Annotated in this window: 18 protein-coding genes; 13 read left to right on the top strand and 5 right to left on the bottom strand. The window is 66.7% G+C overall.

Features of this window, described 5'->3' with window-relative positions:
* Nucleotides 1-464: 464 nt before the first annotated feature.
* The 3 genes from BLU62_RS22005 to tgt all read right to left on the bottom strand — a co-directional run bounded on the left by BLU62_RS22005 (nucleotide 465) and on the right by tgt (nucleotide 4,430).
* On the bottom strand, nucleotides 465-1,475 hold the full coding sequence (locus tag BLU62_RS22005; protein ID WP_074852069.1) for a hemolysin family protein: 1,011 nt from the start codon (nucleotides 1,473-1,475) through the stop codon (nucleotides 465-467).
* Complete coding sequence (locus tag BLU62_RS22010; protein ID WP_074852070.1) at nucleotides 1,468-2,895, bottom strand: hemolysin family protein; 1,428 nt, start codon at nucleotides 2,893-2,895, stop codon at nucleotides 1,468-1,470. The genes BLU62_RS22005 and BLU62_RS22010 overlap by 8 nt, the downstream gene beginning before the upstream one ends.
* 275 nt (nucleotides 2,896-3,170) lie before the next feature.
* Complete coding sequence (gene tgt, locus BLU62_RS22015) at nucleotides 3,171-4,430, bottom strand: tRNA guanosine(34) transglycosylase Tgt (RefSeq protein WP_074853120.1); 1,260 nt, start codon at nucleotides 4,428-4,430, stop codon at nucleotides 3,171-3,173.
* A 118-nt stretch (nucleotides 4,431-4,548) separates the two neighbouring features.
* Between tgt and BLU62_RS22020 the strand changes: the two genes are divergently transcribed.
* Both BLU62_RS22020 and BLU62_RS22025 read left to right on the top strand, forming a co-directional pair.
* Nucleotides 4,549-5,049: a hypothetical protein gene (locus BLU62_RS22020; RefSeq protein WP_084811858.1), complete on the top strand. Its 501-nt coding sequence runs from the start codon at nucleotides 4,549-4,551 to the stop codon at nucleotides 5,047-5,049.
* Between the two features lie 49 nt (nucleotides 5,050-5,098).
* Complete coding sequence (locus BLU62_RS22025; RefSeq protein ID WP_074852071.1) at nucleotides 5,099-5,896, top strand: MerR family transcriptional regulator; 798 nt, start codon at nucleotides 5,099-5,101, stop codon at nucleotides 5,894-5,896.
* Nucleotides 5,897-5,920: 24 nt separating this feature from the next.
* Here BLU62_RS22025 and BLU62_RS22030 read toward each other — a convergent pair whose 3' ends face one another.
* A complete protein-coding gene (locus BLU62_RS22030; RefSeq protein WP_074852072.1) occupies nucleotides 5,921-6,736 on the bottom strand; it encodes a tyrosine-protein phosphatase in 816 nt (271 codons plus the stop codon).
* A gap of 432 nt (nucleotides 6,737-7,168) precedes the next feature.
* Here BLU62_RS22030 and BLU62_RS32950 point away from each other — a divergent pair, with 432 nt between their 5' ends.
* The 6 genes from BLU62_RS32950 (at nucleotide 7,169) to BLU62_RS22055 (ending at nucleotide 13,536) form a co-directional block, all read left to right on the top strand.
* Nucleotides 7,169-7,306, top strand: a complete 138-nt coding sequence (locus BLU62_RS32950) for a hypothetical protein (RefSeq protein WP_159441574.1) — start codon at nucleotides 7,169-7,171, stop codon at nucleotides 7,304-7,306.
* A 107-nt stretch (nucleotides 7,307-7,413) separates the two neighbouring features.
* Nucleotides 7,414-8,145, top strand: a complete 732-nt coding sequence (locus tag BLU62_RS22035) for an ATP-binding cassette domain-containing protein (RefSeq protein WP_074852073.1) — start codon at nucleotides 7,414-7,416, stop codon at nucleotides 8,143-8,145.
* 5 nt (nucleotides 8,146-8,150) lie between these two features.
* On the top strand, nucleotides 8,151-10,115 hold the full coding sequence (locus BLU62_RS22040) for a YhgE/Pip family protein (protein WP_074852074.1): 1,965 nt from the start codon (nucleotides 8,151-8,153) through the stop codon (nucleotides 10,113-10,115).
* Nucleotides 10,116-10,229: 114 nt separating this feature from the next.
* On the top strand, nucleotides 10,230-11,639 hold the full coding sequence (gene gad, locus BLU62_RS22045; protein ID WP_074852075.1) for a glutamate decarboxylase: 1,410 nt from the start codon (nucleotides 10,230-10,232) through the stop codon (nucleotides 11,637-11,639).
* Between the two features lie 90 nt (nucleotides 11,640-11,729).
* Nucleotides 11,730-12,404: a hypothetical protein gene (locus BLU62_RS22050; RefSeq protein ID WP_074852076.1), complete on the top strand. Its 675-nt coding sequence runs from the start codon at nucleotides 11,730-11,732 to the stop codon at nucleotides 12,402-12,404.
* Nucleotides 12,405-12,471: 67 nt separating this feature from the next.
* A complete protein-coding gene (locus tag BLU62_RS22055) occupies nucleotides 12,472-13,536 on the top strand; it encodes an AraC family transcriptional regulator (protein WP_074852077.1) in 1,065 nt (354 codons plus the stop codon).
* An 11-nt stretch (nucleotides 13,537-13,547) separates the two neighbouring features.
* On the opposite strand, the gene BLU62_RS22060 is transcribed toward BLU62_RS22055, so the two are convergent.
* Complete coding sequence (locus BLU62_RS22060; RefSeq protein WP_074852078.1) at nucleotides 13,548-14,861, bottom strand: UDP-N-acetylmuramoyl-tripeptide--D-alanyl-D-alanine ligase; 1,314 nt, start codon at nucleotides 14,859-14,861, stop codon at nucleotides 13,548-13,550.
* A gap of 278 nt (nucleotides 14,862-15,139) precedes the next feature.
* On the opposite strand from BLU62_RS22060, the gene BLU62_RS22065 reads away from it, so the two are divergent.
* The 5 genes from BLU62_RS22065 to BLU62_RS22085 all read left to right on the top strand — a co-directional run bounded on the left by BLU62_RS22065 (nucleotide 15,140) and on the right by BLU62_RS22085 (nucleotide 18,579).
* Nucleotides 15,140-16,216, top strand: coding sequence for a D-alanine--D-alanine ligase family protein (locus BLU62_RS22065; protein WP_074852079.1), 1,077 nt, complete (start codon nucleotides 15,140-15,142; stop codon nucleotides 16,214-16,216).
* Between the two features lie 105 nt (nucleotides 16,217-16,321).
* Nucleotides 16,322-16,741, top strand: a complete 420-nt coding sequence (locus BLU62_RS22070) for a hypothetical protein (protein ID WP_074852080.1) — start codon at nucleotides 16,322-16,324, stop codon at nucleotides 16,739-16,741.
* A 149-nt stretch (nucleotides 16,742-16,890) separates the two neighbouring features.
* Nucleotides 16,891-17,298 (top strand): NADH-quinone oxidoreductase subunit A, encoded by a 408-nt coding sequence (locus BLU62_RS22075; protein WP_074852081.1) that lies wholly within the window; start codon nucleotides 16,891-16,893, stop codon nucleotides 17,296-17,298.
* A 40-nt stretch (nucleotides 17,299-17,338) separates the two neighbouring features.
* Nucleotides 17,339-17,893: a NuoB/complex I 20 kDa subunit family protein gene (locus tag BLU62_RS22080; RefSeq protein ID WP_074852082.1), complete on the top strand. Its 555-nt coding sequence runs from the start codon at nucleotides 17,339-17,341 to the stop codon at nucleotides 17,891-17,893.
* Nucleotides 17,890-18,579, top strand: a complete 690-nt coding sequence (locus BLU62_RS22085; protein ID WP_074852083.1) for an NADH-quinone oxidoreductase subunit C — start codon at nucleotides 17,890-17,892, stop codon at nucleotides 18,577-18,579. The genes BLU62_RS22080 and BLU62_RS22085 overlap by 4 nt, the downstream gene beginning before the upstream one ends.
* Nucleotides 18,580-18,618: the final 39 nt, after the last annotated feature.

Here is an 18,618-nt window from a genome sequence, read left to right on the forward strand (position 1 = left end):
CGGCCGTCGTGAGGTCGAAAGGGTCCGCGCCCTGAGGAGCGTCCGGAGCCCCGGCTGCCGAACCTCAACTCGACCGGCGGTTGGGTGAGCAGGCAACGGGCTCCACGGATCACACGTCACACGCGACGGGCTCGTCACACCAGCGCCCCTTGTCCGTGCACTGGGCTGCCAGAGGTGAATGCTGCCCTGCGAGCCGGGCAGGGCCGAAAAACACATCCATCTCAGGAGCCGGCAAGGGCAATACGCCCTCCGACAACGCTCACGTGGACGCGTCCGCCGGCGCCCGCCCTTTCCAACGGACCGGTGCGCGAGAACTCGCGTCCCGCTCAGCGGTGTCCGAGGGCAGAATGCCCTCGAACGTCGCTCTCGTGGACGCGAACTCCAGAACCTACGAAGGACGCGGAACCCCTTGGCCGCGCCGATTCCATCGGATCAGGCAGCTCAGGCCTCAGCGCCCTGAGGAGCTACGCCGTCGTCGCCAGCAACCGCTGCAGCAGGTCGTTGATGCTGATCAGCCCGATCGCCCGTCCCTCGTCGGTCACGAGTGCGAGGTGTGCCCGGCGTTCCCGCATGGCCGCGAGAGCCTCGTAGACCGGCTGTCCGGACTCGAGCCGCAGTACCGGGCGCATGAGATCGGCTGCTGTGGCGCCCGGCTCGGCGCGCAGACTGTCACGCACATGCACGACGCCGTGCACGGGCCCGCGATCGGCGTCACGCACCAGCAGGCGCAGGTGACCCGAGACCCGCCCGGCGGTCTGGATCTCGTCGGCACCGGCCGTCGGCAGCACCGCGCCCAGGGCGTCATTGGGGGTCACCACGTCGGCGAGCGTCAGCGACTCCAGTTCCAGCGCGCTCGTGAGATGCGCGTGATACCGCTCGTCGAGCGTGCCCACCGTTGCCGAATGCTCCACCAGGTGACGCAGCGCGTCGCTGTCCTGGCCTGTCGCGACCTGGTCCACCGGTTCGACGCCCACGCGTCGCAGACACCAGTTGGCCAGATGGTTGAGCTGCACGATGACCGGCCGGGTGAACCACATGAACGCACGCATCGGCAGGGCCAGCACGATCGCCGACCGCTCCGGGTGCGCGATCGCCCACGACTTCGGCGCCATCTCGCCGACCACCAGATGTAGGAAGGTCACGATGACGAGCGCGAGCACGAAACCGACGACGTCGGCGGACCAGTAGGGCAGGCCCCAGCCCACGAACAGCGGCGTGAGCCAGTGGTGCACAGCAGGTTTCGTGACCGAGCCCAGGGCAAGCGTGCAGACGGTGATGCCGAGCTGCGACCCCGCGAGCAGCACCGAGAGCTCCGACGCGCTGCGCAGGGCCGCCCGGGCGCTGCCGCTCGTCGCGGCCTCGTCTTCCAATCGGTGGCGACGGGCCGCGATCAACGCGAACTCGACGGCGACGAAGAACGCGCTGGCTGCGATCAGCGCAACGGTGATCACCACGATGATCCACGGGTTATCCATTGTCGGCCTCCCGTCCGTCATCCGATCCTGCTGCGTCGGTGCTCAATTCACTTCCGAGCGACATCGACACCAGGGCCGGCACGCGCTTCTCCACCTCGAGCACGGTCGCGTTCACGACGCGTGGTGGCGCTTCGTCGTCGTCGAGCAGCGTGGCGGGGTCGGGGTCGATGGGGATCGTCACGGTCTGCCCGACGTCGGGCAACCCGACGAACTCCGCGATCACCAGTCCGGCGATCGTCTCGTAGTCGCCTTCGGGCAGTTCCCAGCCGATCGCACGGGAGACCTCGTCGACATGGGCGTCGCCTCGGACGCGCCAGCCGTCGGCGGTCTCCGCGATCGCCGCGACCGTCTCGGGATCGTGTTCGTCGTCGATCTCGCCGACCAGTTCCTCGGCGATGTCCTCGGCGGTCACGACCCCGGCGAAGCCGCCGTATTCGTCGATGACGATGGCCATCTCCTCGTTTGCGGAAGCGAGGTTCTCGAGCACTTCCGGCAACGGCAGCGTCGAGGGGACCACGACCGCGCGCCGACACAGGTCACCCGCGGTGGCGGACAGATCGGCCTTCGCGGGTTCCGTTTTCAGTGCATGAGACCACTCGAGCAGATCGTGGAGGTGGATCACGCCGCGCACCTCGTCGTCGGTGCCGGCGCTCACGGGATACCGCGTGTGTCCGGTGCTCATCAGGGCGAGCACCTCCGACGCGGGCAGAGCGGCGTCGACCAGATCGGTGTGCGGCCGCGGGATCATCGCGTGTTCGGCTGTGCGTGTGGGGAACTCGAGCACGCGGTCGAGCAGCACGGAGAGATCCTCGGGGAGCTCACCCGCATCGCGCGACTCCGCGACGATGTGTTCGAGGTCGCGGACCGACGCCGAGTGCTCGACGTCGTGGACCGGCTCGATGCGCAGGGCGCGCAGCAGCAGGTTCGACGCCTTGTCGAACAACGCGATCAGCCAGCCGAACAGGGCGAGGTAGATGGTGGTCGACCGGGCGAGCCACAACGCGACCGGTTCCGGCCGCGCGATCGCGAGGTTCTTGGGGAACAGTTCGCCGAACACCATCTGCACGACGGTCGAGAACAGGATCGCGATGACGGTGCCGATCGCGACACCGACGCCCACCGGGATGCCGACGTTGTTCAGCAGGTCGCCGACCCCGGAGCCGATCAACGGTTCGGCGACGTAACCGACGAGCAGGCCGGTGACGGTGATGCCGAGCTGTGCTCCCGACAGCATGAACGAGGTGCGGCGGGTGACGGAGAGTGCGCGCTTCGCGGCGGCGTCACCGGATTCGGCGCGGGCCTTCAGGCGGGACCGGTCGACCGCCATGTAGCCGAATTCCTGGGCCACGAAATAGCCGGTCACGGCCGTGATCGCGAGGACCACGAGGATCCCCAGGAAGATTCCCAGAACGGTCAGCACGGCGCCATCCGATCAGAGTCGACGCCCGGGGCGTCGGGGAAGATCTCGCAGCGGACTGCGTGTTCCGAACTCGGTTCAGAACAGGGTGCGGACGGGTGTCGTCGGCGTTTTCGGCGCTTTGCGCGTCTCATCGTCTCTCTCGCTGGTACTCGTTTACCCCTACAGGGTGCCGAGTGTTCGGGGTTGTGCGCAACCTGGTTGCGGTGCACTCTCAACGACCGGCCGTCACCCACGGTTCCGTGACGCGACCCACAGCCGCACCGCGCGGACCGGTTTCAGTCCCGCGTCGAGCCGTAGTAGCGACGCAGGAACTCATCGCGATACTCGACGTAGGTGCCGTTCTCGATGGCCTGACGCGCACGGTCGACGAGCGTGACGATGAACGACACGTTGTGCAGGGTCGCCAGCGTCGGGCCGAGGCCCTCCTTCGCCTTGAACAGGTGATGGAGGTAGGCGCGGCTGTACTGCGAGGTGTAGTTGTCGATCTCGGGATCGAGCTGCCCGAAATCGTTGCGGTACTTGGCGTTCGTGATGTTGTAGCGGCCGTCGAACGAGTAGATGGCGCCGTTGCGGGCAACGCGCGTCGGCGACACGCAGTCGAAGGTGTCGACACCGTTCTCGATGGCCGTGAAGATGTCGTCGGGCTCGCTGATGCCCAGCAGATGCTTCGGCTCGTCCTCCGGCAGTTCGTCGTTGACCCAGCCGACGATGGTGCCCAGGTTGTGCTTCTCGAGCGCGCCGCCGATGCCGTAGCCGCCGAAACCCTTTCCACCCGCCTCGCGATCGGCTTCACTCAGCGCGACGAGGTCGCGTGACGCCTTGCGCCGCAGGTCCTCGTACTGGGCGCCCTGGATCACCCCCCACAGCGACTGTTGGGGACGATGCGCACGTTCGATGCTCAGGCGATTGTGCTCGGCCAGGCACCGGATGGCCCAGAGCCGGGTGCGCTCCAGCGAGTTCTCCTGGTACGCACGGGTGTTCATCAGCGTGGTGAGCTCGTCGAAGGCGAAGATGATGTCGGCGCCCAACTGGTGCTGGATCTGCATCGACACCTCGGGGGTGAATCGGTGCGCCGAGCCGTCGAGGTGCGACTTGAACGTCACGCCGTCGTCGTCGACGCGCGAGAGCCGTTCCTTGCCGTTCGCGGTGAGCTCGTCGTCGGGGTTGCCGACCTCCATGGCGATGACCTTCTTGAAGCCGGCGCCGAGCGACATGACCTGGAATCCACCGCTGTCGGTGTAGGTGGGGCCCGGCCAGTTCATGAAGGCGCCGAGCCCACCGGCCCGGTCGATGATCTCCGGCCCCGGCTGCAGGTACAGGTGATAGGCATTCGCGAGGACGGCCTGCGCACCCAGCGCGGCGACCGACTCGGGCAGGACGGTCTTCACCGTCGCCTTGGTGCCCACCGGCACGAAGGCGGGGGTCTGGATCGGCCCGTGCGGGGTGGTGATCACCCCCGTGCGGCCGCGGGTGCCGGGGAGGGTGGTGCCGACGGTGTAGGCGGGGTCGGCGACTTCGGTTCCGGTACTGCTCACCGGTGCATCCTCCCAGGTCGGCACCCTCCGCCCAAACCGGCGGCAGCGGCGTCGGTCCCGTCGGCCGCCCCGACGACCTTCTCGGTCGGACGTTTCGGGATTCGATACGGTGGGGGCCATGTCGTGCAGAACGCGCCGCGTCGTCGTCCACGGGACCAGGGTCGCCGCCACCGCAGTCGGACTGTCGTTGGCCCTGCTCACGCTGTCCGCGTGCGGTGCCGAGCAGGACGTCACCGACACCTCCGCGAACAGCGCGGCGGCCTCGGCGGAGCAACCAGCCGACGCCCCGTCGACCTCCGCGCCCGTCGTCGCGGGCCGCAAGCCCGCATCGACCCGCGCCGATTCCGTCACACAGAGTGCCGATGCGGGCGATTCCGGCCAGAGCGGCCCCGGCAGCACCTGCGGGACCATTCCCGGCCCCGACGGCGCACTGCGTGTGCTGATCCTGGCCGGCGACGTCGACTGCGACCAGGCGAAGTCGGTCGGCGACGCGTACGGCCCCAAGATCGTCACCGGCTCCCAGCAGTCGGTCTCCGGCTGGACATGTGGGCCGTCGCAGTTGCAGGGCGTGCTCGCCGCCTGCCAGAAGGACACGACGGTCATCGGTTTCGCCCCCTGACCCGAACTCGCTTGACCCTCACGCGACGTCAGACCCCAAGGTTGCTCATGTGAGTGAAGAGAAGCACTTCCCGCACCGCGATGGTCGTCCCGACCTGACCGTGGGCGTCGTGGCGGAAATGGTCGGGGTCAGCGTCCGCACGCTGCACCACTACGACCAGATCGGGTTGGTGACACCGTCACGCCGTACGGCAGCCGGTTACCGCGTCTACGACGACGCCGACGTCGAACGGCTCTACCGTGTCCTGACCCACCGCGAGTTGGGCTTCTCACTCGAGCGGATAGCGACCCTGCTCGACGATCCCGATGCCGACGAACTGCATCAGCTCCGGGCGCAGCATGCGCTGCTCACCGAGCGGATCGATCGCTTGCACCGGATGGTCGCAGCGGTGGAGGAGATGATGACGACGAAGAAGCAGGGGATCCGATTGTCCGCGTCCGAGCAGTCCGAGATCTTCGGCGACGACTGGCGCGGTGAGCAGTACGCCGCGGAAGCCGAGGAGCGGTGGGGCGAGACCGACGCGTGGCGGGAGAGCCAGAAGCGCGCCGCCGGGTTCTCGAAGGAGGACTGGCAGCGCATCAAGGCCGAGACCGATGATCTCGAACGACGCCTCGCCGACGCGATGCTCCGGGAGGTGACACCCGGATCTGCGGAGGCCGACGCTCTCGCCGAGGAACATCGTGCGCAGATCGGCCGGTTCTACGACTGCTCGCACGAGATGCACGTCGGGCTCGCCGACATGTACGTCTCCGACCCGCGTTTCACCGCGCACTACGACGAACAGGCACCCGGGCTCGCCGTCTATCTGCGGGAGGTCATCCGGGCCAACGCCGAGAAGCACATCTGATCACAGCGCCGGCCCGGACTCCTCTCACTGATCCAGGTAACGCTTCCGGAGTTGTTCCGGTACAGCAGGATCCAGCCCGAGTCCGTCGCGGAAGTAACCCTCGATGTCGCCGAACTGTGCGGTCATCTCTTCGAACGCCCCCTCGAGGTAGTTCCGCTGGACGCCGAGGACCGGCTTCAACACGTCGGGGTCACCGCCGGCCGCCTGGAACGCAGCGAAGACGGGGTGCAATGCCGGGATGAGCTCGTCGTTCGTCAGGAGGTAGTCGTCGAACACCTCGTCCCGGCCGACGCCGAGCACGGTGAGGAACGTTGCGGCCGCCCAGCCGGTCCGATCCTTGCCGGTCGTGCAATGGAACAGCGCCGCACCCGGCTGCGCGGGCTCCGCAAGTGCGGTGAACAGCCGGTGGTACGCCGCATGGGCGCTGGGCAGGCTCACGATCTGCCGATAGGTGCCCTCCATCAGTTCCGCCGCCTTGCCACCCCCGAGCACCTCACTGGCTTCCGCCACCGCTGCCGGGTCGGCGACCACCTCGTTGAGTCGGGCCGGCATCGCGGTCGACGAATCGGCCAGCACATCCAGCGGCACCTCCGCGACACCGGGCAGATCGGGGTCCGGCGCGGCCGAACGCTCGGCAACCGTGCGCAGGTCGAAGACGGCGGTGATCCCCAGCGCGTCGAACTTCGTCAGGTCGTCACCCGCCAGGCGGTGCAGCTCGGTGGACCGGAACACCAGACCCGACCGAACCCGGCGTCCGTCGGCGGTCGCCCACCCGCCGAGGTCCCGGAGATTCGGCACGGTGGCCAGCGACACAGCATGAGCGTGAGTGAGGTCAGTCATGGAAAAGATTCTGACAGCACAATCCGACCGACCTTCGGTGACGAACGACTCCAGTGGCCAAAATGTGCCACCGATATACATCCGACGACTCGCGTAAGGCACTCTGGTGTCGTCGCGACGACGATAAGTTAGCTCCGAGTTTAGCGTTACCCGCTGGTAACAGTAATATCGTGCCGTCTTGCCGGATGGCCTCGACGTGACCGCTTCCTTCCCTCAGAAAGGGGACTGCAAAACCGCAGTCCAGAGGATTGCCGTCACCTCATGAGGATTACCCCCGATCACCCAAACGTGCTGCTCTGAGACGTAGCACGCAGTAAGAACCGAACCCCGGCGCCGTTACAGGTTTCGGGGCGAATTTCGTGCCACGATAACCTCCGGCCACCTGCGCGTTCGCGTTGAAATGCCTGATATGCGTGGGCTAAGTTTCCATCTATGTCCAGCAAAGTGACTGTTCACGGTCGCACAATCATCCGAGATGTTCGGGTATTCGACCGGACGCCCGAAGGACTGATCGACGGCACACACCCGCTCACCGAGGCCGACGCCGAGCGGATCTTCTGCAACCTCTGATTTCACCCCAGCCTGTCGCGCCTTCTTTGTCGGTGCGGCAGGCAAGTCGGTTATGCCGACCCACAACAGAAAGTTGGACGATGTGGTCTTCGGATCGGGCGGCAGCGATGCGTGACGCCCCGGAGCCTGGCGGCACCCCCTCTGACGCGGCCCTGATCGAAGCCCACGGACTCTCCGTGGATGCTTCGTGGGGTCACATCTACGGTCCGGTCGACCTCCGGGTCCGGACCGGCGGAGTCTCGGTCCTCGCCGGACCGGAAGGCCGTGGTCGTACCGCACTCCTGCTGACGCTGGCCGGTCGCATGAAGCCGACGAAGGGCGAGCTGGTCGCCTTCGACCGCGCGAACGATGCCCACCACCTGTTCGAGAACGCAGCCGTGGCATGGATCGACGAGATCGACGAGATCGAACAGACCATCCGCGTCAGCGACGTCATCACCGAGCAGATCCGATGGTCGGCGCCTTGGTACAAGTGGGTCAAGCCCGCGCGCGAGGAGGATCTCGAGCGCATCTGCCGACCCGTCTTCGGCCCATACCCCCTTCCGGCGATGGAATCGTTCGTCGAGGAACTCCCCGAGCTGACCGCCGCACTCTTCCGGATCGCGGTGGGCAACTTGCGACGTCCGCCGCTGCTGGTCGTCGGCGGGGTCGACAACCTGACCCGGCGCGAGAACCAGGTTCACCTCATGGACCGCTTGGTCGACCTGGGCCGCAACCAGACCGTGATCACCGCCGACATCAACGCGGTGTCACCGGCCGGCGGTGTCCGTGACGTCATCCCCGTCGACAACCTCACAGATGGCCAGTTCGTCGGCCTCGAGCACGAAGATCGGACGTAGAGAACATGTTTGCCGCACTCTCGCCGGGCAGCGACATCAAGCGTTACTACCGGGGCCGGATGCCCCGACTGGCGCTCGTGGTCATCATGATCATGCCGCTCCTGTACGGCGCGATGTACCTGTGGGCGTTCTGGAATCCGTTCGCCGCGGCCGACAAGATCCCGGTCGCCCTCGTGAACGAGGACACCGGGGCGGTCGTCGAAGGCCAGAAGCTCAACGCCGGCGCCCAGGTCGCCACGGGCCTGATCGACTCCAAGCAGCTCGATCTGCACCAGGTCTCCGCCGCCGAGGCGGCCGACGGTGTCGCACATGGCAAGTACTACTTCTCGATCACCCTGCCCGCCGACTTCAGCTCCGCGATCGCATCGCCGACGAGCGACAAGCCGCGTTCGGCGCCGCTGATCTTCACCTACAACGACGCCAACAACTACCTGGCGACGATCATCGGTCAGGACGCCGCGCAGCAGGTCGTCAACAAGGTCAGCGCGCAGGTGGGCGCACAGACCTTCGAGATCGTCCTCAACGAGGTCGGGGACCTCACCCCCAAACTGACCCAGGCGGCTGACGGCGCGGACGAACTGGCCGCCGGCCTCAAGACCGCCAACACCGGTGCCCAGGAGATCGCCACCAACCTCGTGACCGCGAAGAACGGTGCCGCCGAACTCGCGAGCGGTCTCGGTGAACTCGATTCCGCCGTGCTCCGCGCGACCGACCCGCTGCTGGCGGCGATCGGCAACGGGGATCAGACCGGTGTCACCGCCGCCCAGGTGAACGCGGCCGCGGATCGCCTGGCCCGCAACGCCGGAGCGGCGTCGAACGAACTGACGACCGCGGCGAATCAGCAGTCGCAGGCCAGCAATCGTCTGGAGTCGGTCATCGCCCAGCTCGCCGCGTCCTCGGATCCCGCGATGCGTGGTCTCGCCGACGCCCTCGCGCCGGCACAACAGTTCCTGCGCACCAGCGGGCTCGGACCGGACGCGAACAACCAGCTCACCCAGCTGAACACCGACGCCAACCTGCTCTCGCAGCAGCTCGGCAACCCGAACAGCCCCCTCCGCCTCGGCCTCACCCTCGTCGAGGACGGCGGCCTGCGCAACGACATCCTGGCCGCACGCGGTGCCGCCAACGAATTGAAGAGCGGCTCAGCCGAACTCAGCACCGGACTCGGTGAGCTGAGCGCGGGTGCCGACGAATTGGCAAGCGGCACCGAGCAGTTGGCCGCCGGTTCGGAGGAACTCGCGTCGGGCCTGGACGAAGGCGTCAAGGCCATCCCGTCCTGGACCGGCGAGCAGAAGAAGGCGATCGCCTCCACCCTGGCGCAGCCGGTCGAGTTGCAGGAGGACTACACGCACGAGGCCCCGACCTTCGGTACCGGCTTCGCCCCGTTCTTCATGTCCCTGGCCCTGTTCGTCGGCGGCATCATCACCTGGATGTTGCTGACGCCGTTGCAGTCCCGTCCGATCGTGCAGGGCTTCTCATCGCTGCGCGTCGTGTTGGCCTCGTACGCACCCGCTTTCGCCATCGGCTTCATCCAGGCGACCGTCCTGTACACGGTGGTCACCTTCGCCGTCGGACTGCGCGCCGAGTACCCGATATGGACCTTCGTGTACTTGTTGCTGGTGGTCGCGACCTTCATGGCGATGATCCAGATGTTCAACGCCGTGTTCGACGTCGCCGTCGGACGTGTTGTGACACTGGCATTCCTGATGGTCCAGCTGGTCTCCGCGGGTGGTATCTATCCCGTACCGACCACGGCCACACCGTTCCAGTACATCCACTACGTCGACCCGATGACCTACACGGTGGAAGGCCTTCGACAACTCACCGTCGGCGGCATCGACTACCGACTGTGGCTCGCCATCGGTGTCCTCAGCGGTATCACGTTGGGCTGTCTGCTCATCTCGTCGTGGGCGGCCCGACGAAACCGGCAATACACCATGGATCGCCTGTACCCGCCGGTGGAAGTCTAGGGAGGTCGAGACAGCCAAGCCCCCGCGAGTCCTCGCCTGCCCCGAGCGGATCGCTTCAACCGCCCCCTTTTCGGCATTGAGCGCCTTAGCATCTGAACACCAGGAGGAATACACATGACACCCAAATCGAACTCCCACGCCCGCACCACGACCAACATCGGCGACTCCATGACCCTGCGCACGGTCTTCTCCCGTGCCGGCGAGGCCACCGAACTCCCCAAGTTCGCGCTCAGCGACGACATGCTGCTGCCGGAGACCGCCTACCAGATCGTCCACGACGAGGCGATGCTCGACGGAAATGCGCGCCTGAATCTCGCGACCTTCGTGTCGACCTGGATGGACGACGAGGCGAAGAAGCTGTATTCGGAGACCGTCGACAAGAACATGATCGACAAGGACGAGTACCCGCAGACGGCCGCCATCGAGGACCGCTGCTGGAAGATCCTCGCCGACCTGTGGCACAACCCGGACGTCGACAACGCCATCGGCACCTCGACCATCGGTTCGTCGGAGGCCTGCATGCTCGGCGGCCTGGCACTCAAGCGCCACTGGCAGGCTCGCCGCAAGGCCGAGGGCAAGTCCACCGAGACCCCCAACCTGGTCCTCTCGACCGCCGTTCAGGTGTGCTGGGAGAAGTTCTGCAACTACTTCGAGGTCGAGCCCCGCTGGGTCCCGATCAGCCCTGACCACATGGTCCTCGACGGCCATGAGCTGGAGAAGTACGTCGACGAGAACACCATCGGCGTCGTCGCCATCATGGGCCAGACCTACACCGGTATGTACGAGCCGGTGAAGCAGATCGCCGCCAAGCTCGACGAGATCCAGGCCAACACCGGCCTGGATGTGAAGATCCACGTCGACGGCGCCTCCGGCGCGATGATCGCACCGTTCTGCCAGCCCGATCTCGAGTGGGACTTCCGCGTCGAGCGCGTCGCCTCGATCAACACCTCCGGACACAAGTTCGGACTCGTCTACCCGGGCGTCGGCTGGATCGTGTGGCGCGACACCGAGGCCCTGCCGGAGAGCATGGTCTTCCACTGCAGCTACCTCGGTGGCGACATGCCCACCCTCGCGCTGAACTTTTCGCGTCCCGGCGCCCAGGTGCTGCTGCAGTACTACCAGTTCCTGCGTCTCGGCCGCGACGGCTACACCCAGGTCCAGCAGGGCTCGCTCGACGTCGCACAGTGGCTGTCGTCGCAGATCGCCAAGATCGACGCCTTCGAGCTCGTCAGCAAGGGTGACACCATCCCGGTCTTCGCATGGCGCCTGAAGTCGGGTCATACCGACAACTGGAACCTGTACGACCTGTCGGACCGCCTGCGCATGAAGGGCTGGCTGGTTCCCGCCTACCCGATGGCCGACGACCTCGCCGAGCTGACGGTCCAGCGCATCGTGGTCCGTGCCGGACTGAGCCACGACCTCGCCCGCGCCCTGATCGCGGACATCCAGACCGAGGTCGACTTCCTCGATCGTCTCGAGGGCCCCATGCCGGCCGAAGGCGACCGGTCGCACTTCCACCACTGATCGTCTAGATCACGCGATTCCGACGTGTCCCCGGCCTGGATTCCCCTTCCAGGCCGGGGACGCATCGTCGCATACACAGACAGGTAGAAAATGAGCATTGCCGCGTCATCCCCCAGGCGCAGCACGATCTTCATCCCGACACTGAACAAACAGTGTTGGGGCTTCATGATCGGGTCCGCACTCTTCGCGGTGAGCGCGGCGCCCGGTTTCGGCAACTGGGCCGGAGCGTCGGCCGTCAATCTCTGCTGCTTCATCGGAGCATGGTTCTTCACCGCAGCCGGCCTGATCCAGCTGATATTGAGCGGCCCCGTGACAACCCGTGTCGACTACGGCAACGGCGTAATGGTGCGGGCTGATTGGCTCGCGGCATCGACACAGTCCCTGGGCACCGTACTGTTCAACGTGAGCACCACCGCGGCACTCACCGCGCATTCCGTTGTTTCGCAACGCGATTTCGTCTGGTCACCGGACGCGGGCGGATCCATCGCCTTCCTCCTGAGCGGGTTCCTGGCAGTCCGCGGCTACCGGCATGCGAACCGCCTCTTCGACCCGAGCTCCCGCAGCTGGTGGTCGGTCATGATCAATCTCGTCGGTTGTATCGCATTCGGTGTGGCGGCAGTCGGCGCCTACATCTCCCAGGCCGGCGTGACCGCCGACGCCACGCTGGCGAACTCCGGGACCTTCATCGGTGCGATCTGCTTCTTCCTGGCGTCCTTCGTGGTCCTTCCGGCATGGGACCGCAGCACCTCGGGTGAGTCGGCATGACCGCGACGCGCACACAACGCCACTCCCCCGACCCCGGCGAGGGCGCTCCGGCACCGAGGCGTCGGCCATGACCGAGGTGTTCCGGGATGACGCCTCGTCGGCGCCGCTGCCGTCGACGGTGATCGAGACGTGGGAGCACCGAGTCGGCGTTCACCGCAGCGTCATCCAACCCGAACCGATTCGCCTGAGCGGCCCCGACGGCATCCGCCACTTCGGGCAGCACGTCGAGGTGCACTCCGAGGATCCCGGTTCCTTCGACTCGCTGATGTACGTGCGGCAGCTGTCGATGATCGGCACGTTCTGCAGCCTGCACACACCGATGCAGGTGTCGCGGAACCCGCGCCTCATCGGCGAGCAACCCTCCGACGACCTGGTGATCGGGGTGCACACCATGGAGGGCCGGCACATCATCCGCCAGGGGTCGCGCGACTTCGCCTACGGCCCCGGCCAATTGGCCTTTGTCAGCAATGCATCGCCGTATCTCGAGCGGACCTTCGAGATCAACGACCCGGCCGGACTGGTGATCCCGCTCGAGCTCCTCGGCACCCAGCGCCGTGTCGCCGAACAGGCACGCCGGCCGGTCGCCTCCCACACACTGCTGGCGCGCGCCACCGCGTCGTTCATCCTGCAGTTCGCCTCGGACACCGCGGTCGGTGTCTCCGAGCCGGACCCGGACACCGAGATGGCGGCCATCGAACTGGTTCGCGCGGCACTCGGACAGCTCGACTACGACAATCGACAGATCACCGACAACGCCCTCTTCGTGCGTGAGGCCGTCTCCGACCTCATCGAACGGAACCACCGCGACCCGTCGTTCACGCCGAACACGATCGCTCGCTACCTGCACATCAGTCGGCGACAGCTGTACCGGCACTTCGAGGACACCGAGGACTCGCTGGCGGCCCGCATCGCCGACCGGAGACTCAAAACCGCCGGCGAGCTCCTCCGGACACGTCCCGATCTGGCGGTCTCCGAGGTGGCGAGGATGTCCGGCTTCCCATCGAGTCCCACGATGCGCAACCGCTTCCGCGCCGAACTCGGACTCGGGCCGAGCGAGTATCGTGCCCGCGCGGCCGCGGAGAACGAAGCCGCCGGATCGAGGGATTCGTCGCTCGTGCGAGGAGAACGCTGACCGGAGCAGGTTCAGGCCAGCAGGGCCTGTGCCACCCGCTCCAGCGCGGCGACGCGACTTCCCTTGACCAGCAGCGCATCTCCGTCGGCGAGATCACCGAGTGCGGCGACCGCCTCGTCGACTCCGGAGGCATGACGCGCGGTGTCACCGTAGTTCGGCTCGTCGACCGCGATGACCTCGATGCCCAACTCGTGTGCCTCCAGCGCGATCGCGAGATGCTGCGCAGGAGAATCCGAGCCGAGTTCGGCCATCGTGCCGAGCACGGCGACGCGCCGTCGCACCGGTAGCGCAGCGAGTGACTTCAGCGCCGCAGACATCGACGTCGGATTCGCGTTGTAGGCGTCGTTGAGCACGATCGCCCCGTCCCTGGCCTTGGCGAGTTCCATTCGCAGACCGGACAACTCCGCTGCTGACATCCCGTTCGCGATGTCCTCGATCGCCACACCGAGTCCACCACCGGCAGCCGCGGCAGCGAGCGCGTTGGGAACCTGGTGTTCACCCCGCGCCCCCAGGCGCACGTCGGTGGAACCCCACGGGGTGTGCAGTCGGAAGGATGCCCGCAGCTCGTCGTCGACGACGATGGCGGACGCGTACACGTCGGCATCCGACGACAGTCCGTACCGCAACACCCGCGCCGAGGTCCGGTCGGCCATCGCCGCGACATAACGGTGATCCGCGTTGAGCACGGCGATCCCGTCGGTCGGGAGGGACTCGATCAGCTCGCCCTTCGCGCGGGCCACCGATTCGATGTCCCCGAACAGCTCCAGGTGGACACCCTCGACGCGGGTGATCACGCCGACAGTCGGGCTCGCGATGGAGCACAGCAGGTCGATGTGGCCGATCCCCCGGGCGCCCATCTCGAGGACGACGGCCTCGACGTCGTCGGCGGCGCCGGCGAGTGTCAGCGGCAGTCCCAGCTCGTTGTTGAAGGACTTCTCACTCGCCGCGGTTCGGTAGGTGGTTTGCAGGACTCCGGCGAGCAGGTCCTTGGTGGACGTCTTGCCGACCGAACCGGTGATACCGACGACGCGGTCGGGGATGCGGCGACGAACCGCCCGGCCGAGGTCGGCGAGCGCGAGCGCGGTGTCGGGGACCCGGATGGCGGTGCCGCGCACGACCTCGTCCCGAGAGGTGAAGTAGGCGGGTGCGCCGCCCTCGAGGGCTGCCGGGATGAAGTCGTGGCCGTCCCGTTCGGCGACGATCGGCACGAAGAGCTGCCCCGGACGGACGTTGCGCGAGTCGATGCTCGCCCCGTCGATCTCCACGTCGGGACCGATCAACTCGCCACCGACCGCCGCTGCGACCTCACTCGCCAAGAAATGCACGATCTCACGCTAGCCGACGGCCGGTCTCCGGCTTCCCGAGCCGCCTCGGTGCTGACCTCGATACGCGGCGTCCTCGCTCCGCTCGGTCGTCGCCACTCGGCCGGCAGAAATGGGTTGAGCAACGACGAGCGCAGCGAGGAGCCGTGTCCTCTCGCTGGTTGAGCAGGCGACGAGCGCAACGAGGAGCCGTGTGCTCTCGCTGGTTGAGCCGTGTCGAAACCCACAAGCCGCCACTCCACCGCGAGAACTCGATTGCCCGGGGCCGTATCGTGACATGCATGTCTTCGCGGCTCCTGCGTCTGGTGGTTCTCTACGGTGGGGTCTCCGCCGAACACGATGTGTCCCGGGTCACAGCCGCGCACGTGCTGGCCGCCGCCGACCAGGCCAAATACGATCTGGTTCCCATCGGCATCGCCAAAGACGGCACCTGGCTGCGCAACGACAAGGCCAGCGCCGCGATCGCCGACGGCACTCCGCTACCGGACGCGCTCGAGGTGGCCGGCACCGTCGTCGACCCGCTGACCGAACTCCGTGGTCACGCCGACGAGGCGATCACCGTCGTGCTGCCGCTGCTGCACGGCCCGCACGGCGAGGACGGCACCATCCAGGGCATGCTCGAGCTGTTCAAGCTGCCGTACGTCGGCGCCGGCGTCCTCTCGTCGGCGGTGTGCATGGACAAGGCGATGGCGAAGATCGTCGCCGCGCAGGCCGGTATCCCGCAGTGCCGTTGGATCGAGTTCCGCGACGGCGTCGACGACCCGGACACGATCGTCTCGCGGGCCGTCGAGGAACTGGGCCTGCCGGTCTTCGTGAAGCCCGCGAACCTCGGATCATCGGTCGGGATCACCAAGGCGCACGACGAGCGCGAGCTGGACTCCGCCATCAACCTGGCCCTCCGTTACGACAACGTGGTGATCATCGAGGAGAACGTCACGGGTCGCGAGATCGAGGTCGCCGTTCTCGGCGACACGGCACCGGAGACCTCGGTGCCCGGCGAGATCGAACCCGGCAGCGAGTTCTACGACTACGAGGACAAGTACGTCACCGGCGCCGCCAGGCTCGTCATCCCGGCGGTGCTGCCCGACGACGCGATCGCCGAGGTCAGGGAGCTCGCCGCGCGTACGTTCACCGCGATGCGATGCACCGGCATGGCACGGGTCGACTTCTTCTACGAGGCAGACGGTCGCGGCTGGCTGCTCAACGAGGTCAACACCATCCCCGGCTTCACCCCCGGCTCGATGTACCCGAAGCTGTGGGAGGCCACCGGGGTGCCCTACGCCGACCTCATCGACCAGCTCGTGACATTCGCGCTCGAGGTCCACCGTCGGCGCGTCGGGTTCTCGACCGAGCACTGACCGCCCCGTCCGGCGCGGTCGGACCCACGCATTCGGCGACACCGGCCGCCGGCGCGCACGCGAAGTCACCCAAACCCGGCGGCGAACGGCGGTAGCATCGCACGCGTGACCCCCACCCAGGCTGCCCGGTCGCTGCGCGTGCTGGTCTACTCCGACGATTCCGAGACCCGGGCCCAGGTCATCGGCGCACTCGGTTCCCGGCCGTCCCAGGACGTTCCCGAACTGAGCTTCACCGAAGTCGCCACCGCACCAATGGTCTTCGCGCAGCTCGACGCCGGCGTGGTCGACGCGGTGATCGCCGACGGCGAGGCATCGCCGGCGGGTGGAATGGGCATCGCCAAGCAGATGAAGGACGAACTCGACCCCAGTCCGCCGGTCCTCGTGCTGCTCGGCCGCGCCGACGACCGCTGGCTCGCCGAATGGTCGCGGGCCGATGCCGTCGCCACTCTTCCGGTCGATCCGATCGGCCTGTCGCAGGCTTTCGTCGAGATGCTCGAGAAACGCCGAACTGAGGGAAACGGGTGACTCCCACGGAACGAACACCTAGGCTTGTGGTGTAGCTCACAACCGTGTCGAGAGGTTCTGACCGAACCGCCGGCACGGTCAGGACAATCGCCGAGCCGGCGCCACTGAGCAGGGGTTTCCGGCCGCACAAGCGAGGAGGAGTCCACGCTTTGAACGCCTACGTCCCGATCATGATCCTCGGGGCAATCGGCGTGGCGTTTGCCGTTTTCAGCGTCTTCATCGGCGTCGCGATCGGCCCGAAACGGTACAACCGCGCCAAACTCGAGGCGTACGAGTGTGGCATCGAACCGGTGGGGCAGAGCCTGCTGACCCCCGCCTCCCGACGCGGAGGCAATGGCCCCACCTTCAGCGGTTCCATCCAGCGGGTGCCGGTGAAGTACTACCTCACCGCGATGCTGTTCATCATCTTCGACATCGAGATCGTCTTCCTCTACCCCTGGGCCGTCGCCTTCGACGCCTTCGGCTGGTTCGGCCTGGCGGCCATGCTCCTGTTCATCGTCAACGTCTCGGTCGCCTACGCCTACGAATGGCGTCGCGGCGGACTGAGCTGGGACTGAGGACTTTTCACCCGATCAGAAGCCGGCAAGGAGGTCAGTGATGGGACTCGAGGAACGACTCCCCAGCGGTTTCCTGCTGAGCACTGTCGAGGAACTCGCGGGATTCATGCGGAAGGGTTCGCTGTGGCCCGCGACCTTCGGACTCGCCTGTTGCGCGATCGAGATGATGTCCACGACGTCGGGGCGCTACGACCTCGCCCGGTTCGGTATGGAGGCCTTCCGCGCGTCTCCCCGGCAGGCGGACCTGATGATCGTCGCCGGCCGCGTGAGCCAGAAGATGGCGCCCGTCCTCCGGCAGATCTACGACCAGATGGTCGAACCCAAATGGGTTCTCGCGATGGGTGTCTGCGCATCGTCGGGCGGGATGTTCAACAACTACGCGATCGTCCAGGGCGTGGACCACGTCGTACCCGTCGACATCTACCTCCCCGGCTGCCCGCCCCGTCCCGAGATGCTGCTGAACGCGATCCTCATGCTGCACGAGAAGATCCAGGAGATGCCCCTCGGGATCAACCGCGAGGAGGCCATCTGGGCGGCGGAACGCGCTGCGCTGCAGTCGACTCCGACCATCGAGATGAAGGGGTTGCTGCGATGACCGATCTCGGTATGCCCGACCCGAAACCCCCTGACCCCGAGGTCATCGGCGTCCGCCACGGACTGTTCGGCGCGCCCGGCACGGGAGACACCTCCGGCTACGGGGGCCTGATCGATCCGATCACCCTGCCACCGAGCTCGACACGCCCCTACGGCAGCTATTTCGACGAGATCGCCGATCTCCTCGCCGACGAACTCGGCGACACCTACGACGCAGCGGTCGAGAAGGTCGTCATCTTCTGCGACGAGATGACCGTCCACGTCGTGCGGGAGCATCTGCCCGCCGTCGCACTGACCCTTCGAAACGCCCCTGGACTGCGATTCGAATTGTGTCTGGGCGTCAACGGGGTCCACTATCCCGGTGACACCGGCCGGGAACTGCACGCCGTCTATCCCCTCGCCTCTCTGACGCACAATCGTCGCGTACGCCTGGAGGTGTCGGCCCCCGACACCGATCCGCACATCCCGAGTCTCTGCGACATCTATCCGACCAATGACTGGCATGAACGCGAGACGTACGACTTCTTCGGCATCGTCTTCGACGGACACCGCTCGCTGACACGCATCGAGATGCCCGACGACTGGGAGGGACATCCCCAGCGGAAGGACTATCCGCTCGGCGGAGTTCCCGTCGAGTACAAGGGAACCCGCGTCGACCCACCAGACCGGAGGAGGTCGTACAGCTGATGCCCGACACAACCACCGGATCGGCGAAGCCCCGCTCCA

Source organism: Gordonia westfalica, assembly GCF_900105725.1.
Classification (GTDB): domain Bacteria; phylum Actinomycetota; class Actinomycetes; order Mycobacteriales; family Mycobacteriaceae; genus Gordonia; species Gordonia westfalica.

What these genes read in the sequence shown, in the direction of transcription:
- BLU62_RS22005 (WP_074852069.1), bottom strand. Translation starts at nt 1,475, where the DNA reads ATGGATAACCCGTGGATCATCGTGGTGATCACCGTTGCGCTGATCGCA.
- BLU62_RS22020 (WP_084811858.1), top strand. Translation starts at nt 4,549, where the DNA reads ATGTCGTGCAGAACGCGCCGCGTCGTCGTCCACGGGACCAGGGTCGCC.
- BLU62_RS22030 (WP_074852072.1), bottom strand. Translation starts at nt 6,736, where the DNA reads ATGACTGACCTCACTCACGCTCATGCTGTGTCGCTGGCCACCGTGCCG.
- BLU62_RS32950 (WP_159441574.1), top strand. Translation starts at nt 7,169, where the DNA reads ATGTCCAGCAAAGTGACTGTTCACGGTCGCACAATCATCCGAGATGTT.
- BLU62_RS22035 (WP_074852073.1), top strand. Translation starts at nt 7,414, where the DNA reads ATGCGTGACGCCCCGGAGCCTGGCGGCACCCCCTCTGACGCGGCCCTG.
- BLU62_RS22040 (WP_074852074.1), top strand. Translation starts at nt 8,151, where the DNA reads ATGTTTGCCGCACTCTCGCCGGGCAGCGACATCAAGCGTTACTACCGG.
- gad (WP_074852075.1), top strand. Translation starts at nt 10,230, where the DNA reads ATGACACCCAAATCGAACTCCCACGCCCGCACCACGACCAACATCGGC.
- BLU62_RS22050 (WP_074852076.1), top strand. Translation starts at nt 11,730, where the DNA reads ATGAGCATTGCCGCGTCATCCCCCAGGCGCAGCACGATCTTCATCCCG.
- BLU62_RS22055 (WP_074852077.1), top strand. Translation starts at nt 12,472, where the DNA reads ATGACCGAGGTGTTCCGGGATGACGCCTCGTCGGCGCCGCTGCCGTCG.
- BLU62_RS22065 (WP_074852079.1), top strand. Translation starts at nt 15,140, where the DNA reads ATGTCTTCGCGGCTCCTGCGTCTGGTGGTTCTCTACGGTGGGGTCTCC.
- BLU62_RS22080 (WP_074852082.1), top strand. Translation starts at nt 17,339, where the DNA reads ATGGGACTCGAGGAACGACTCCCCAGCGGTTTCCTGCTGAGCACTGTC.
- BLU62_RS22085 (WP_074852083.1), top strand. Translation starts at nt 17,890, where the DNA reads ATGACCGATCTCGGTATGCCCGACCCGAAACCCCCTGACCCCGAGGTC.